The 16,063-nt window shown below is 72.2% G+C and carries 17 protein-coding genes; 9 read left to right on the top strand and 8 right to left on the bottom strand.

Annotation, left to right across the window (positions count from 1 at the left end):
- Positions 1-27: 27 nt before the first annotated feature.
- From ACH54P_RS43860 to ACH54P_RS43835, 6 genes are all read left to right on the top strand, one after another.
- Entirely contained in the window at positions 28-453 is a 426-nt protein-coding gene (locus ACH54P_RS43860; protein ID WP_155545909.1) for a roadblock/LC7 domain-containing protein, read from the top strand.
- A complete protein-coding gene (locus ACH54P_RS43855) occupies positions 450-821 on the top strand; it encodes a DUF742 domain-containing protein (protein ID WP_489909199.1) in 372 nt (123 codons plus the stop codon). Before ACH54P_RS43860 ends, ACH54P_RS43855 begins: the two co-directional genes overlap by 4 nt.
- 16 nt (positions 822-837) lie before the next feature.
- Positions 838-1,392: a GTP-binding protein gene (locus ACH54P_RS43850; protein WP_489909198.1), complete on the top strand. Its 555-nt coding sequence runs from the start codon at positions 838-840 to the stop codon at positions 1,390-1,392.
- Positions 1,393-1,708: 316 nt separating this feature from the next.
- On the top strand, positions 1,709-2,668 hold the full coding sequence (locus ACH54P_RS43845; protein ID WP_489909197.1) for a hypothetical protein: 960 nt from the start codon (positions 1,709-1,711) through the stop codon (positions 2,666-2,668).
- Positions 2,669-2,716: 48 nt separating this feature from the next.
- A complete protein-coding gene (locus ACH54P_RS43840; RefSeq protein WP_489909196.1) occupies positions 2,717-3,346 on the top strand; it encodes a hypothetical protein in 630 nt (209 codons plus the stop codon).
- Positions 3,343-4,167 (top strand): hypothetical protein, encoded by an 825-nt coding sequence (locus tag ACH54P_RS43835; RefSeq protein ID WP_489909195.1) that lies wholly within the window; start codon positions 3,343-3,345, stop codon positions 4,165-4,167. The genes ACH54P_RS43840 and ACH54P_RS43835 overlap by 4 nt, the downstream gene beginning before the upstream one ends.
- On the opposite strand, the gene ACH54P_RS43830 is transcribed toward ACH54P_RS43835, so the two are convergent.
- Complete coding sequence (locus ACH54P_RS43830; protein ID WP_489909194.1) at positions 4,130-5,167, bottom strand: sigma-70 family RNA polymerase sigma factor; 1,038 nt, start codon at positions 5,165-5,167, stop codon at positions 4,130-4,132. The two genes, ACH54P_RS43835 and ACH54P_RS43830, sit on opposite strands and share 38 nt — an antisense overlap.
- 122 nt (positions 5,168-5,289) lie before the next feature.
- On the opposite strand from ACH54P_RS43830, the gene ACH54P_RS43825 reads away from it, so the two are divergent.
- Both ACH54P_RS43825 and ACH54P_RS43820 read left to right on the top strand, forming a co-directional pair.
- A complete protein-coding gene (locus ACH54P_RS43825; protein WP_489916974.1) occupies positions 5,290-6,069 on the top strand; it encodes an SDR family NAD(P)-dependent oxidoreductase in 780 nt (259 codons plus the stop codon).
- A 220-nt stretch (positions 6,070-6,289) separates the two neighbouring features.
- Positions 6,290-7,237, top strand: a complete 948-nt coding sequence (locus ACH54P_RS43820; RefSeq protein ID WP_489909193.1) for a cold-shock protein — start codon at positions 6,290-6,292, stop codon at positions 7,235-7,237.
- Between the two features lie 227 nt (positions 7,238-7,464).
- Here the strand turns inward: ACH54P_RS43820 and ACH54P_RS43815 are convergent.
- From ACH54P_RS43815 to ACH54P_RS43805, 3 genes are all read right to left on the bottom strand, one after another.
- Positions 7,465-8,306, bottom strand: a protein-coding gene (locus tag ACH54P_RS43815) for an IS5 family transposase (protein WP_489909192.1) whose coding sequence is annotated in 2 segments (ribosomal slippage) — positions 7,465-7,970 and positions 7,970-8,306 — 843 coding nt in all. Because the reading frame shifts where the segments join, the coding sequence is not laid out codon by codon here.
- Positions 8,307-8,376: 70 nt separating this feature from the next.
- Positions 8,377-10,698 carry an ATP-binding protein gene (locus ACH54P_RS43810; RefSeq protein WP_489909191.1) on the bottom strand — a complete coding sequence of 774 codons (2,322 nt, stop codon included), beginning with the start codon at positions 10,696-10,698 and terminating at the stop codon, positions 8,377-8,379.
- 79 nt (positions 10,699-10,777) lie between these two features.
- Entirely contained in the window at positions 10,778-11,224 is a 447-nt protein-coding gene (locus tag ACH54P_RS43805) for a hypothetical protein (protein WP_489909190.1), read from the bottom strand.
- Here ACH54P_RS43805 and ACH54P_RS43800 point away from each other — a divergent pair, their 5' ends adjacent.
- Entirely contained in the window at positions 11,225-12,409 is a 1,185-nt protein-coding gene (locus ACH54P_RS43800) for a tetratricopeptide repeat protein (RefSeq protein WP_489909189.1), read from the top strand.
- A 2-nt stretch (positions 12,410-12,411) separates the two neighbouring features.
- Here ACH54P_RS43800 and ACH54P_RS43795 read toward each other — a convergent pair whose 3' ends face one another.
- The 4 genes from ACH54P_RS43795 to ACH54P_RS43780 form a co-directional block, all read right to left on the bottom strand.
- Complete coding sequence (locus tag ACH54P_RS43795) at positions 12,412-13,296, bottom strand: RNA polymerase sigma-70 factor (protein ID WP_489909188.1); 885 nt, start codon at positions 13,294-13,296, stop codon at positions 12,412-12,414.
- A gap of 22 nt (positions 13,297-13,318) precedes the next feature.
- Positions 13,319-13,702: a DoxX family protein gene (locus tag ACH54P_RS43790; protein WP_489909187.1), complete on the bottom strand. Its 384-nt coding sequence runs from the start codon at positions 13,700-13,702 to the stop codon at positions 13,319-13,321.
- Between the two features lie 100 nt (positions 13,703-13,802).
- Positions 13,803-14,534, bottom strand: a complete 732-nt coding sequence (locus ACH54P_RS43785; protein ID WP_489909186.1) for a hypothetical protein — start codon at positions 14,532-14,534, stop codon at positions 13,803-13,805.
- A gap of 228 nt (positions 14,535-14,762) precedes the next feature.
- On the bottom strand, positions 14,763-16,013 hold the full coding sequence (locus tag ACH54P_RS43780) for an MFS transporter (RefSeq protein WP_489909185.1): 1,251 nt from the start codon (positions 16,011-16,013) through the stop codon (positions 14,763-14,765).
- Positions 16,014-16,063: the final 50 nt, after the last annotated feature.

The following is a 16,063-nucleotide window of genomic DNA, read 5'->3' as shown; positions in this document are numbered from 1 at the left end:
ACACAGGAAAGTCAAGGTCTCTGGAGCATGAACGAGTACGGGAACCCCAAACCCGATCTCAACTGGCTGCTCGACGACGTGGTGAGCCGCGTGGTCGGCGCGCAGAACGCCATCGTGCTGTCCGCCGACGGGCTGCTGATCGGCAAGTCGGCCGGCATGAGCAAGGACGACTCGGACCAGCTGTCGGCCATCGCCTCCAGCCTGCAGAGCCTCGCCAAGGGGGTGAGCAAGCAGTTCAACCGCGGGCCGGTGCTGCAGAACATGATCGAGATGGAGCGCGGCTACCTCTTCGTCTCGGCGGCCGGCCAGGGTGCCTGCCTCGCGGTGCTGGCCGCGGACAGCGTCGACGTCGAGATGATCGCCTACGAGATGAGCCGGCTGGTGAAACGGGTCGGCGACTACATGGCGTCCGCGCCGCGCGAAGCGGCGCACGTCCTGCGGGAGGCCACGTGAGTTCCGACGACGGCTGGTACGACGAGGCCGCCGGGCCGCTGGTCCGGCCGTACACGATCACCAGCGGCCGGACGCCGGCCGACACCGCGCGGCTCGACCTGTCCACGCAGGTCATGACCCTGCGGTCGGAACAGGAGCCGGCCGGGCTGGGCCCGGAGCACGTGGCGATCGTGCAGCTGTGCCGCCACCCGGTGTCCATCGCCGAGATCGCCGTCTACGTCAAGATCCCGCTGGGGGTCGTGCGCGTGCTCGTCGGGGACCTGATCGACCGCGGTCTCGTCATCACGCGGTCCCCCACCCACAACCCGGCGCAGTCGCCGGACCTCGAAACACTCCAGGCGGTTCTCGATGGCCTCATCAAGTACTGACGGCGCGGGGACGGAAATGGTCCCCACCCCGGTCAAGATCATCGTCGCGGGCGGCTTCGGCGCCGGGAAGACCACCATGGTCGGCTCGGTCAGCGAGATCCCGCCGCTGACCACGGAAGAGGTGCTGACCGAGGCGAGCGCCGGGGTGGACGACCTGTCCGGCGTGGAGCGGAAGACCACGACGACGGTCGCGCTGGACTTCGGCCGGATCACGATCTCGCCGCGGCACGTGCTGTACCTGTTCGGGACGCCGGGCCAGGCGCGCTTCTGGTTCATGTGGGACGACCTGGCGCGCGGCGCGATCGGGACGATCGTGCTGGTCGACACCCGGCGCCTGGAAACCAGCTTCGCGGCCATCGACTTCTTCGAGCGGCGGAAGATCCCGTTCGTCGTCGCGGTGAACTGCTTCGACAACGCGCCGCGCTACACCGCCGACGAGATCCGCGAGGCGCTGGTCGTCCCGGACCGCGTGCCGATCGTCATGTGTGACGCACGTGACCGCGACTCCAGCAAGCTCGCGCTGATCCGGCTGGTCAAGCACGCGATGACGGTGGCCCCCGTGCGGGTCTGAGCCGGCGGGCGGACACCGGATGTCCATTCGGTGTCCGCCTTTGTCCGACCCTGTCCACCTTTGTCCGCACAGGACAACGCCCGTGTCCCTGCGTGTCCACGGCGGACACCGGCGAACCCACATGGCCCAATTGGTTGGACCACCCGGGTGCAGCCTTTTAGTTGAGCAAGCATCAAACTGATAGCATCCGCTCGTGACCAGTCGCGCGCCGGAGTTTCCTGAATATATAAGGGAAAACTATCCGGCGAGAGGCCGGCTGTTCGGTGACTTTCTGTGTGGGCTGTGGTCCACCGCGTGCGAGGCGCTCGAGGTTCCGGTGGAACAGTCCGTCCGGACCACCCAGGCGTTGCGCGCGCTGCTGCCCCGGTGGGCGCACGAGCGGATCGGGCTCGTGCCCGCCCCGCCGTCCTATGTGGCGGACGACGGCTTCCCGGCCGAGATGTCGGTGAACTGGTCCGGGCGGGAGCCGGAGCTGCGCGTGCTGTTCGACAGCTTCGGCCAAACCGTGGTTCCGCCTGGTGACAGCGGTTTCGTCGCCCGGCGGGCGGAGCGCGTCCACGAGACGTTCACGCCGCCGGCGGGCCGGCCGTCCCCGGCGCCCGTGTGGCACTCGATCGCCTGGCGCCCACCCTCGAAAGTGGTCCACAAGACCTATTACGGACTTTACGAGTGGCCTGAACCACAGCGCCACGCTGCCGTGACCGAGGCCATGGACCGGCTCGGCATGACCACCGCCTGGGACGACGCCCGCCGCCGCATCGAAAACGTCCAAGGCGAACGGGAGATCGAGTTCTTCGCCGTCGACCTGGCCGACGACGCGGAGGCCAGGGTGAAGATCTACTACCGCAACCACGGCGCCGGTCTCGCCGAAGTGGACCGCGTCGCCGCCGTCGCGCTGCGCCACGACACCGAAGCGGCGCGGTCGGCCTACCGGCTGCTGGCCGGTGACCGGGACGACGCCGGCGAGGCGGCCTTGACCTGCCTGGCGTTCCGGTCCGGCGTGGACCGCGCCGCCGAGTCCACGACCTACCTGCGGCTGCCCACCCTCGCCCCGGACGACCAGGAAGCCGTGGAGCGCACGGCCGCGCTGCTGCACCGCGAAGGCGTGGACCCCGGCCGGTTCCGCACGCTCACCGCCGCGCTGGCGCCCGGCCCGCTGACCGGCAGCCGGGGCGTCCTGGAGCTGGTGAGCTACCGCGCGGCGGGCCGGCGCGGCGACGTCACCACGTACTTCCGGTTCCCCGTCTACGACCTTTCGCCTGTTGATCTTGCCTAGTGCCCCAGGAAAGATGATCTCGCGCAGCACCACGGTAAGGAGCCGATCGTGACCCAGCAGGACGTCGAGCGCATCGCCCGCCACAACGAACAGCGGCAACGGGAGTACGAGTCGTCGGAGCTGATCCGGCTGCTGACCGACGAGGACACCCCGCCCGACACGAAGAAAGCGGTGCTCACGTACCTGCAGCCGTGGTCGAACGCCTTCCAGCGGATGATCAGCGCCCGGGTCGCCTTCGAGAGCGACCCGAAGCTGCGGGCGCTCGCGCTCGAGCACCAGCAGGAGGAGATCGGCCACGACCGGATCCTGGCCCGCAGCCGCGCGGAGGACCGGGAACCGGTCTGGGACCCGGTCATCGAGATGGGCGCGTCGTGGTTCGTCGACCAGTTCGCGGTGCTGTCCGGCGTCCAGCGCGCCGTCCTGGCCCACCTCGCCCTCGAAGCCGGGAGCCTGGTGTTCAGCCAGGCGGGCACCCGTGCGTTCCCCGACGACGAGTACTTCGAGCTGCACGACGAAGCCGACGTCGAGCACCTCGAGATGGGGTACGAACTGCTGCGGCAGCACGACGGCTGGACCGCGGACGCCGTGATCACGGTGCTGGACCGGGCGTGGCAGGTGATCGGCGTGGTTTCCGACCGCATCGCCGAGTGCGCCCGCCGCGATACGGTGGCCGCATGACGACGACCGAACCGGCCACCGCGGCCCGCGCCATCGCCGGCGAAGCCGCGCGCGCCTACCAGGAAGCCCTGGGCGAGCGCCTGATCGGCGCCTACCTGCTGGGGAGCCTTTCCTACGGCGGCTACTCGCCGGCGGTGAGCGACATCGACCTGGCCCTCGTCCTCACCGACGTCCAGGACGGCGACCGCGAGTCCGTCGCGGCCACGACGGAGGCGCTGCAGGAGCGCAGTCCGTTGCACCGCAAGCTTTCCGTCTTCTGGGCGTCGCTGCCGGCCCTGCGCGAAGGCCGCGACGACGGCCGTTTCCCCGCGCTCGACCGCCTGCAGCTCGCCGAGCACGGCCGCGTCCTCCTCGGCGAGGACGTCACCGCGGAGGTGTTCCGCCCGGCCGCCGCGGAAATGCTGCTCGAGAGCGCGCAGTTCGCGATCGCGGTGCTGGCGACCCCCGAGGTGACGGCGGAGTTCCACCAGCCACGCCGTCTGCTGGCCGACCCGGTGTGGTTCACGAAGGCGGTGTTCTTCCCGGTCCGCTTCCTCTACACGGGAACGACGGACAGCGGCGGCCGCGCCGCGACGAACGACGAGGCGCTCGAGTGGTACCTGGCCCGGCCGGACGCGCCGGCGAAGTCCCTGGTCCGCCTGGCCGCGCGCGTCCGGGAAGGACACCCGCTGGACGCGGACGAGCTGGGTCCGGAGCTGGCCGCGGGGCTGGTTCCGTTGTACCGCCACTACATCGAGGCCGAGACCGGGCGGCTGCGGGCGGCCGGCGGCCCGGAAGACCTGGTCAAGGCCTTCGAGGACTGGAACGAACGGCTGGGGTGACCGGCCGGCGGTCCGGCAGCGATCGCGGCAGGCCGAACCGCGGGAGCACGGCGGCGTCGAAGCGGACCATCGCCGCGATCCGGTCGCCGGCGAGCGTCAGGACGTACAGGCCCGTCCCGTGGCGGCGGCCGGCCGGGGTGCGCAGGTACGCCCCGAACGCCGGCTGGCCGTTCGCCCGGGCCGGCACCAGGTCGAACCGGCGGCCCGCGGCGAACAGGGCCGCGCAGAAGCCGGCGACGACGTCCCGGCCCTCGTATTCGAACGGCATCGGCGGCATCGCCACGAAGGCGTCGTCGGTCAGCAGGCCCACCAGCGCGTCGAGATCGGCGGACTCCCAGGCCCGGACGAACTTCGCCACGAGCGCGTTCTCGGCCGGTGAGCCCGGGGCCGGCGGGCGGTCCGCCGTCCCGCGGCGCCGCAGGCCGTCGCGCGCCCGCTTGAGGGCGCTGGTCACCGATTCGACCGTCGTGTCCAGCATCGACGCCACCTCGCTCGCCCGGAACCCGAGGACGTCCCGCAGCACGAGGACGGCGACCTGGCGGGGCGGCAGCACTTGCAGCGCCGTGACGAACGCGAGCGAGATCGATTCGGCGCGTTCGTAACGGGCCTCCGGGCCGAGCGGCACGTCGATCCCGCCGTCGAGCAGGGCGTCGGGGATCGGCTCGAGCCAGACGACCTCGCCGAGCCGGGTCGGCTCGGGTGGTTCGACCCCGGGCACGTCCCACGCCTTGGCCGGGCGCCGCGCGGCCGCGCGGCGCGCGTTGAGGCAGCGGTTGGTGGCGATCCGGTACAGCCACGTCCGGATCGACGCGCGGCCCTCGAACCCGCCGAAGCCCTGCCACGCGGCCAGCAGCGTGTCCTGGAGGGCGTCTTCGGCGTCTTGGAGGGAGCCGAGCATCCGGTAGCAGTGCACCTGCAGCTCCCGGCGGTACGGCTCGGTCAGCTCCCGGAAGGCCTCGCCGTCGCCCGCCCGCGCTCTCGAAACCAGCTCCGCTGTCATCGCCCCCGCCTTTCTCCCGCACTCACATCCTGTACGGACACCGGCCGCCGCGGAAAGTGGGCGCCCGGTTCGCCGCGGTCGCGGGGTCTGCCTCTCCGAGCACTCGAGAAAGGAACCCGGTGATGATGTTGTCCGGCAAGGTCGCGGTGGTCTACGGAGCGGGCGGGGCGATCGGCGGCGCGATCGCGCGGGCGTTCGGCGCGGAGGGCGCGACGGTCCACGCGACCGGAAGGTCCCCGGCGGCGGTCGAAACGGTCGCGAAGGAGATAACCGCGGCGGGTGGCGTCGCCTCGCCGGCCGAGGTCGACGCACTCGACGAGCAGGCCGTGGACCGCCACCTGCGCTCGCTGGAACGCGTCGACGTCTCGGTGAACGCGATCGGGCTCCCCGACCAGGAGCTCCTGGGCGTCCCGCTGGCCGAGCTCCCGGCGGCGCGGTTCTCCCGCCCGCTCACCGACTACGCGACGTCGTACTTCCTCACGGCCCGCTCGGCGGCGCGGCGGATGATCCCCCAGGGGTCGGGGGTGATCATGACGGTGACCGCGCTCCCGGCACGCAAGGGATCCCCGTTGAACGGCGGCTACGGCCCGGCACAGGCGGCGAAGGAGCAGCTGACCCGCGACCTGTCGGCGGAGCTGTCCCCGCACGGCCTCCGCGTGGTCGGCCTGCGGCCGCACGCCATGCCGGAGACGGGCACGATGCGGGAGATCTTCGACCTCAAGGGCGAGGCGATGGGCGTGACGTGGGAGGAGTTCCAGGCAACACTGGCGGGCGCAACCCACCGGCGCCGGGTCCTGACGCTCCGGGAGATGGCCGACCTGGCGGCGTTCATGGCTTCGGACCGGGCGAGCGGGATGACGGGCACCACGGTCAACCTGACGATGGGCGTTCTGGACGATTAGATGTCCGTCGGTTCGAGAGCGGGGGTGGAGGCCCGTAGCCGTTGGCTGCGGGCCTTTCCGTATCCCTAAGACCTGGTCTCAAAACTCGGCGTGTCGCTAGGTGAACCAACGGCCCGCCCGTGGCTCCGCACCGCCCGCCTGTGGGGCCCCGGCCCGACGGACCGGAGGTCTGTCAGAGAGACTGGGGGCCATTGCCCGCCCTCTCGACCTGGAGCCTTTGATGCCGCAAGGAACCGTCCGTTGGTTCGACGCCGAACGGGGTTTCGGCTTCCTCGCGCCCGAGGACGACTCGCCGGACGTGTTCGTGCACGCCTCCGAGATCGTCGGGGACGGCGGCGCGAAAGTGCTCCGCGAGGGTCAGGCCGTCGTGTTCGAGGTCGGCGAGAACGACCGCGGGCCCCAGGCGCTGCGCGTTCGCGTCACCGCCGATGCGGCCACCGGCAGCGCCGTGGGCCTGCTCGGCACCATCAACTGGTACGAGCCGGGCAAGGGGTACGGCTTCGCGTCGCCGGACGGCGGCGGCGCCGACATCTTCGTGCACAGCTCCGCCATCGTGACCGGCGGCGTGGTCACCGAGGGGCAGCGGGTGGCCTTCCTGATCGTCGAAGGCGAGCGCGGCCCGCAGGCCGGGCACGTGATCCCGCTGGGAGCAGGGGCCGGCTCACCCGCTGCGGCTGGTATCGCGGACGGTGCCGACGGCACGGTGGCCTGGTACGACGAGGACAAGGGCTTCGGCTTCATCAACCCCGACTCCGGCGCCGGGGACGTCTTCGTTCACGCCCGGGCCCTGGCCGAGGGGCTGACGTGGCTCGCGGAGGGCGACCGCGTCGCCTACGAGGTGGCTAGTGGAGACAAGGGCCCGCAGGCCCGCGACGTGCACCTGGTCCGGGGCGCCGAGCCCCAGACGGCGCCGCAGCGGTCGGCACCTGCCGCGGCCGCAGGGCCGGCGGCGCGGGACGTGCCCGTACGAGGCGGCGAGGGCGTCGTCGCGCGCTACGACGGCGACCGCGGCTTCGGCTTCATCACCCCGGACGCAGGCGGCGACGATCTCTTCGCCCACGTGTCCGTGATCATGGGGTCGGAGCCGCTGCAGAAGGGCGACCGGGTCCGGTACGCGGTGCGTCAGAGCGACCGGGGCCCGCAGGCCGACCGCATCGAACGCCTCTGAAGAGGCGGCCCCACCGATGGCTGATCACTTCCCGACGAGAGTGCTCGTTCATCCCCGTCGATGGTGCCGTCAGCAACGCGGCTGCAGCCTCTTCCAGGAGATCGATCTCCCTCGTGGTGACGGGCCCCGTGCCGACCCGAGGACCTGCTCCGCGCTCAGAAGCTCACCAGTCACCCCACCCAACGACACAGAGCTACCGATGTATCCCAAACGAGTGAATGGATGCGTTAGACCTGGTCGCAGAGCTCGATCTTTATGAGCCGGCGGACGTTGATCACGGTGCAGGCCAGCGTGAGCAGCGCCAGCGTGGTGCATTCGGTCCGGTCGTAGCGCAGCCCGAGGCGTTTGAACCGCAGCAGCCAGGAGATGGTGCGTTCGACGACCCAGCGGACCCGGCCGAGGCGGGACTTGCCCTCAATCCCGCGCCGGGCGATACGGACCTTGATTCCGCGGCGGGTCAGGTAGCGGCGGCAGCGGCGGTAGTCGTAGCCCTTGTCGGCGTGCAGCTTGTCCGGTCGGCATCGAGGCCGGCCCGCCCGGCCGTGGTGGCCGCGCACGGTCGGGTTCGTGTCCAGCAGCGGCTCGGACAGCATGCTGTCGTGGGTGTTTGCCGCCGACAAGATGATGTGCAGCGGTAGCCCGTTCGCGTCGCACAGAACGTGGTACTTGGAGCCGGCTTTACCCCGGTCGGTGGGGCTGCGGCCGGTCAGCTCGCCCCCCTTTTCGACCGCACCGACACCGCGTCGATGCAGCCTCTGGTCCAGTCGAGCTCGTCGATGTTGGACAGCTCGTCGAGCACGAGCTGGTGCAGCCGGTCCCACACGCCGGCGTCCTGCCACTCACGTAACCGCCGCCACGCGGTGTGCCCGGAACCGCATCCGAGCTGCTCGGGTAGGTCTCGCCAGCGGCAGTCGGTGTCGAGCACGAACAAGATCCCCTCTAGCGCGGCACGGTCATCGATCCGGGGCCGCCCACCCAGACCGCGCGGCGCTGGTCGGGACGGGATCAGGGGTTCGATCAGCTCCCAGAGCCGGTCTTCGACCCGCCGCTTGTGCGTCGTCTTCGCCACGACTGCCCACGATCGACGACCAGGACCGGCAGGTTACGCAGTGACACACCCTTAAGTTTTGAGACCAGGTCTAAAAGCCCACCACGGTCTCACCCCGGACAGCCCAAGCCGCCACCTGAGCCCGGGAATCGAACCCCAGCTTCCGCAGAATCCGATTCACGTGCCCCTCCGCAGTCCGCCGCGAAATGACCAGCCGGTCGGCGATCTCCTGATTGGACCGGCCGTCGGCGATGAGAGCGGCCACCTCCTGCTCCCGATCCGTCAGCGGAGTGACCCGCTCCGGCTCGGGAACCGACGACGAAGCAGAGTCCCCCAGCGCATAAGCGATCGCCTCCGGAAGCCCGAACTCCCGTCCCCGCCGGTAAGCCGCCTCGAACGGCCCCTCCCCCAGTGCCCGGCGGGTCCTCGTCTCGCATTCTCCGTGCGGGGCCCCGAAATACCGGGACCCGAACATCGGGAACCCGACGGCCTGCCAGATCGGCTGGGCGGCCCCCAGCATCGTCGCGGCGGGTTCCCAGTTTTCCCGGGCCGCCTCGTTCCAGGCCAGCAGCTCGATCGCGAGCACGATGCCCAGCAGGTCGTGGAACGTGCTCTTGACGCGCAGGCAGTGCCGCCCGTGTTCGGCAGCCCGGGCGAAGTCGCCGCGGCCCAGTGCGACCAGGGCCTGGACGTAGATCGCGTAGGCGCGCGCCCACTGCTCGCCGTGGGCGACGCCGGTCGCGCACGCCTCTTCACACAGCTCCGCGGCCCGGTCGAGGTCGCCGAGGAAGATCGAAGCGACGGCCAGTTCGATGCCCGCCAGCATCACGTTGCTGTTCAGCTCGCCGAGCTGCCGGTAGCGGTCTCGCGCTTCCTCGAAAAGGGTCTTCGCGTCGCCGACGTCGTCCCCGACCAGCAGGTTGCAGCCGAGGCGGTGCGTCGCGTACGCCAGCGCGACGTCGTCGCCGGCCTGCCGGGCGTACGAACGGCACTCCTCCAGCATCGCGACCGCCGCGGCGTTGTCGCCCTGCAGCGTCGCGACGTACCCGTTGACCCACAACGCTTTCGTGCGCTCGGCGCCCGGTTCGGACGCGAGGGCGAGCGCGCGGTCGAGCCAGTGGCGGCCTTCGCCGAACACCCCGCAGCCCGCCCAGTAGAACCAGAGCGTCGAGGCGAGCCGGAGGCCGGTCTCGAGCTCGCCCGGCTCCGTCAGGCTGTAGTCCAGGGCGGCCCGCAGGTTCGCGTGGTCCGCGCGGGTGCGCCGGAAGATCTCCGCCTGGTCCGGGCCGAACCAGGCGCGTTCGCTCCGCACGGCCAGGTCGAGGTAGTGGTCCCGCATCCGCCGCCGCACCACCGGCGCTTCCCCGGACTCGGTCAGCTTGGCCCGCCCGAACTGCCGCAACGGCTCCAGCAGCCGGAACCGCTGGCGGTCGCCGTCGGCTTCGCGCAGCAGCACCGACTTCTCCACCAGCCCCGCGAGCCGGTCCCGCAGCTCACCGGCGGGCAACGCGCAGACGCGCTCGGCCGCCGGCAGGTCGAACCCGCCGGCGAACACCGACGCCCGGGCCCACAGGTGCCGTTCGGCCGGGCCGCACAGGGCGAAGCTCCAGTCGATGGCGGCCAGCAGGGTCTGGTGCCGGGGCTCGCCGCCCCGTTTCACCGTCCCGGGCAGCCGGAAGCAGTCGCCCAGCCCGGATTCCAGCTCCGCCAGCGTCAGCACCCGCAGCCGGACGGCCGCGAGCTCGATCGCCAGCGGGATGCCGGCCAGCAGGCGGCACACCTCGGCGACGCGCTCCTGGTTCTCCGCGGTGACGGCGAACCCCGGGTCGACCGCGGCCGCGCGTTCGGCGAACAACGTCATCGCCGGGTAGCGCAGCCAGGCCCCGCCGGGCAGCGGCCGCCCCGGCTCCGGCAGCGGCAGCGGGGAAACCGGCCAGAGGTGCTCGCCGGCCAGCGCGAGCCGCTCGCGGCTGGTCGCGAGCAGCCGGAGGCCCGGCGCGGCCCGCAGCAGGTCGTGCGCCAGCGCCGCGCACGCGTCCAGGAGGTGCTCGCAGTTGTCCAGGACCATCAGCAGCCGCCGGTCCCGCAGGTGCTCGGCGAGCACGGCCGCCGGGCCGCGGCCGGTTTCGTCGTGCACGCCCAGCGCCTCGAGCACCGTGTGCGCGACGAGCGCCGCGTCCTGGACCCCGGCGAGCTCGACCAGCCAGACGCCGTCGGGGAACGCGCGGGACAGCCCGGCGGCGGTCTGCACGGCCAGCCGGGTCTTGCCGACGCCGCCCACGCCGGTCAGGGTGACCAGCCGCGCCCGCGTCAGCAGGTGCTTCACCTCGGCTACGTCAGGCTTGCGGCCCACGAAACTGGTGGTGTCCGCAGGCAGGTTGCCCTTGCCGCACACCGCGCCCGCCTTGCCCACCACTGAACCGTAGGGAGGGTCCGGCGGGCTGGTCAATGCGACCGCGCGGGCGTCCCTCGGAGGAAGCAACCCGGCGGCGTCACGCGTCGGGGAGCCGGTACAGCGTCGGCGTGTCGCCACCGTGCATGGCGGCGATGCTCGTGCGGCAGGCCTGGCGGACCTCGCGGTTGGCCGCCGACCCGGCCTGGCCGCAGCACGGGCAGAACAGGTGCACCGCGCCGGGCGGGGTCTCGTCGACGGCGACGGCGACCGGGCGTTCACAGCGGCGGCACCACCGGTGCCCGGTGACGACCAGGACGTGCAGCGGGTCACCGACGCACTGGTGGGCCCAGCACCGGTGGACGTAGCAGGTGCTGCGGGTGTGCGGGTTGAGGCCGTGTTCTTCGGCGGTGTCCTCGGCGGCCAGGATGGCGGCCAGCCGCCGGTCGGCGAGGTCGGCGTAGCGGTCGCGCGGGCCGGCGGCCGGGGCCGGGCGCGGATCCGCGGCGTCCACGGGGGCGACCACCCGGAGGCGGGGACGCGACATGTGTTTCCGACCTCCCACGGTCATCGGCTGCCGGTGCCAGCGTGCCCCGCGGTGGTGCGTCACCGCACCCGTACAAGTACCCGACTCGCTACCTGTCCCGGATCACGTATCGCGCCGGAGCCACTACTGTCCGCGCCCGCGAACCCTCGCCGGTGGGGCGTGCGCCGGGTAAACTCTGAGGTCACCCTTTTGGTGCCGCCAGGAGTCGAGGTCATGACCAACCCCGAGTTCGACCTTCGCCAAGCGCTCCCCGACCGGCCCGGCCCGGACGACGTCGAGCAGCTGGAGACGCAGACCAGGGCGCTGCGGGCGGTCGACTACTCGGGCGGCGGCGGGATGTGCCGCGACGCCGTGCTGGTGCGGATCCACCGCGGGCACGAGCTGCTCGCGGCGTCCGCGGCGGAGCCGCTGCGCGACCGGCTGTGCGCCGCGGTGGCCGACCTGCACAACCTGGCCGCCTGGACGAGCTTCGACAGCGGGCACGTCGGCGCCGCGCACCACCACCTGGACCTGGCGTTGTCGCTGGCCGAGCACTGCGGCAACGACGAGCTGGCCGCCAACCTCCACTACCGGCGCGGCCGGATCCACCTGCACCACGGGGCGGCGGACGAGGCGCTGGTCCGGTTCCAGCACGGCAGGCTGGCCGCGGGCCGGTCCGGTTCCCCGCTGGCGGCGAGCATCCTCAGCGCGAACCAGGCGTGGGCCTACGCCATGAAGGGCGAAGAACAGCTGGCGCTCGAACTGCTCGGCCGGGCCACCGAGGAGTTCGAAGCGGCCGGCCCCGGCGAGCCACCGGACTGGGCGCGGTTCTTCACCGAGACGGACGTGTCCGCGATGGTGGGGACGGTGCACACCGAGCTCGCCCTGCGGATCCGGCCCCGCCGGGCCCGGGTGGCGGTCGCGGCGCTGACCGACGCGGTCGGCCGGTACGGCCCGGACATGGCCCGCAGCCGCGCGTTCTGCCTGGCCATGCTCGCCGTCGACCACCTGCTCGAAGGCGACCTCGAGCGCGGCGCCGACGTCGGCACCGAGGCGGTCGACGCGGCCGAGACGCTGAAGTCCGTCCGCACCAAGGACCGCCTGCGGCCGCTCAAGCTGGCGGCGGAGAAACGCCGCGACCACGCGCCGGTCCGCGCCCTGGGCGAGCACATCACGGCGTTCGTCCTCAGCTCCACGCACGTCTGAGCTCACCGCAGGGTCAGCGGGGTCTCCGTCCCGATCCGGGTCAGCTTCTCCGGGTTGCGCACGTAGTAGAGGCCGGTGATGCGGCCGTCGTCGATCCGGATCGCCATGACGCCGTCGAGCTCGCCGTCCAGGCGCAGGGCGAGGCCCGGGTTGCCGTTGACCATCGTGGGCTCGACGGTGACCCGTTCTTCGGTCTTGCCGAGGCCGCCGAGGACGAAGCGGACCACCTTCTCGGCGCCGCTGACCGGGCGCAGCGCGGCCTGCTTGACGCCGCCGCCGTCGCCCACGACGACGACGTCGGGGGCGAGCACGTCGAGCAGTCCCTGCAGGTCGCGGCCTTCCAGCGCCCGCTGGAACGACTCCAGGACCGCCCGGGTCTGGCTCGCCGAGACCACCTCGCGCGGGCGCCGGGCGTCGACGTGGCGCCGGGCGCGGTGCGCGATCTGGCGGACGGCCGCGGGGCTCTTGCCGACGGCGTCCGCGATCTCGTCGTAGCCGAGCTCGAAGACCTCGCGCAGCACGAAGACGGCGCGTTCGGTCGGCGCCAGCGTCTCGAGGACGAGCATGAGCGCCATCGAAACGCTCTCGGCGAGCTCGACGTCGTCGGCCACGTCCGGCGCGGTGAGCAGCGGCTCGGGCAGCCACGGCCCGATGTAGGACTCCTTGCGGCGCTTCATGGTGCGCAGCCGGTTGAGCGCCTGGCGGGTGGTGATCCGGACGAGGTAGGCGCGCTGGTCGCGCACCTCCCGCTGGTCGACCTCGACCCACCGCAGCCAGGTTTCCTGGAGGACGTCCTCGGCGTCGGCGGCCGAGCCCAGCATCTCGTAGGCGACGGTGAAGAGCAGGTTGCGGTGGGCGACGAACGCGTCGGTGGCCTGGTCGCTCATGGCTCGGCTCCCTTCGGGGTCGTCAGGCGGTGAAGGCCCCGGGACCGAAGCGACCCCAGGCGACGAAGGCCGCGACGGCGAGGTAGGCCAGGTTCAGCGCCACGAACCGGTAGCCGCCGTGCCGGGCGTGGGTGATCATCGCACCGATCATGAGCAGGACCCAGCAGACGGCGGTCACCGGCACGAGCACCGGCGCGACCCCGGCGACGGCGGGCAGGACCAGCCCGGCCGCCGCCAGGAGTTCGAGGACGCCGAGGGTCTTGACGAACCCGGTGCCGGCGTCCGCGGTCCACTCACCGCCGGGGCTCGCGGCCAGCTTCGCCTTCGGCACGAAGGTCTTGCTGACCCCGCCGACCAGAGCCACGGCGGCGAGCAGCCCGGCGGCGATCCACAAAGCGAGGTTCATGAGGCTCTCCTTCTCTCAGGTCGGCCTCAAGACACCGGGTGGCGGATCGTTGTGACAGGGCGCCGGGCGGGGTGTCCGGGATCACCCTCCGCCGGCTTCGTCAGGAACCCGGGCCGGAGTAGATCTCGGCGGCCGGGGGCGCCTCCACGGTGGTCGGCTTGTTCCAGTCGCTGAACTCGATCGCGCCGCTCTTCGGGTCCTGCATGCGCAGCAGGTAGTGCGGCTCGTCGGCGGCGATGGTGGCCGTGCCGTCCGGGCTCGTGAAGTTCAGGGCCGGGGTGCCGGCGAGCGTGGTGGGCTCGCCGCCGGTGAAGGTGGCCGACGCCAGCTGGCCGACGGTGTTGTCGGTGAACGTCCGGTAGTCGAGGAACACCTTGAAGGCGTCGCCGATGCCCGCGCCGATCTTGGCCGTGGACGGAACCCACTTGTCGGTGAGCTGCCTGGCCACCGCGGCCGGGGCGCCGGCTTTCTTCACGAGCGAGCTGGTGAAGCGGAAGTAGTACTTGTCCCCGACGCGCAGGACGGGGATCTCGATGCCGTCCTTCACGACCGTGCCGCTCGCGCTGTCCTGGTTGAGCTGCAGGTCGAGGTTGACGTTGCCGCCGTCGGCGATGGTGCCCTTGACGTGCACGGCGGAGGCCTGCTTGGCGGCGTCGGCCACGGCGCTGCCGGCCTTCGCGGCCGCGAGGGCGGGCGCCGCGCTCGTGGGCGCCGCCGTGGTGGACGAAGCGGCGGCGGCCGGTGCCGGAGCGCCGGCGCCGCCGGAGCAACCGGCGCAGGCGAGGGCGACAGCCGCGGCGGTGACGACCGCGGCCAGGGGAAGACGAGACATGGGTGATCCGTTTCGTGAAGGCCCGGGCGTCCCGGGCACGACCCGGGTATCGGCACGGCGGGTGATCCGTTACAGCGCACACCTCGGCCGAATCCCTTCGCGGGCACGGAAAACGGTTCGACGGCTGCGCACCGTGCCGACACGGTGACCCACCATGACCGACCCATGCAGGCCCTGGCGCAGCCGGCCGCCCGGACCGCTGATCAAAACCGCCTGAAGACCAGCCGGTCAGGGCCCGGCCGTCTCCTCCTCCGGCGCACGCCGCAGCTCCCGGACGTCGGGCACGGCCAGGACCGCGGCGGTCGCGGCCACGATGGCGCCGGCCGCGAACCACAGCGTCCGGTCGACGCCGATCCGGTCCGCGGCCGGGCCCGCGGCGGCCGCGCCCAGCGGGGTGAGCCCGAAGGAGCCGAGTGCTTCGTAGGCCGCGACGCGCGAGAACTTCTCGTGCGGGATCTCCTGCCGCAGGGTCGTCATCCAGTTGACGCCGAAGACCTCCACGCCGACGCCGGCGAGCAGGGACGCCGCGCAGATCACCAGGAGCGGCGCGCCGGCCGCCAGCGCCGCGAGCGGCAGCACGAGCAGCAGGGCCGCCGTGGTGCCGGAGACCAGCAGCCGCCGCGGCCGCAGCCGCACCATCAGGAGGCCGCCGAGGATCATGCCGGCCGCGTCGCACGACAGGATGAACCCCCAGTCCCGCGCCCCGTCCAGCTTCTGGTCGGCGGCCACCGCGCCCAGCACCGCGAAGGCGCCGACGCCGAGCGCGTTGACGACGGCGAACTGCCCCACCACGCTCCACAGCCACCGCCGGCCGGCGAACTCCGTCCAGCCTTCGCGCAGTTCGGTGAGCAGACCCGTGCGCTTGCGCAGCCGGCCCTCGGCCCGCATCAGCACCGCGAGCCCGGACGCGACGAGGAACGTGGCCGAGTCGAAGGCGAGCACCCAGCCCGGGCCGAAACCCGCGACCAGCACGCCGCCGAGCGCGGCCCCGGCGACCTGGGCGCCGTTGAGGCAGGTCCGGAACAGCGCGAACGCCTTGCTCGCGTTCGCGCGGTCGACGCTGCGCATCAGCAGGCCCTCGGTGGCGGGCATGCGGAAGGCGATGGCCAGCCCGTTGACGGCGGCGAAGACCACCAGCTGCCAGACCTCGACCGCGTGCGTGAACACCACCAGGGCGAACAGCCCTTGGGCGAGCGCGCTGACCAGGTTCGCGCCGACGATGACGTGGTGCCGGGGCAGCCGGTCGGCGACGACTCCGCCGATCACGAAGAACAGCACCGCGGGCACCGTGCCCGCCGCGGACACCAGGCCGACGGCGGTGCCCGAGCCGTCCGCGGCGAGGATCGCGAACGCCGCCGCGACCGGCGCGGCGGCCGTGCCCAGCGCCGAAACGACCGCGCCCGCGATCTGCAACCGGTAGCCGCGGCTCCGCCACAGGCCCGTCTTCACCGCCGGCGTGGTGCCGGTCGTCCGTCCCATCCGCTCCCCCAAACCAGTCACAACCCGGATAGTGTCAATTTCGTATATCA

This window comes from Amycolatopsis sp. N2S4-7, assembly GCF_058119595.1.
Note: the sequence above shows the minus strand (reverse complement) of the source record. Positions and strands in the feature narration are given on the sequence as shown.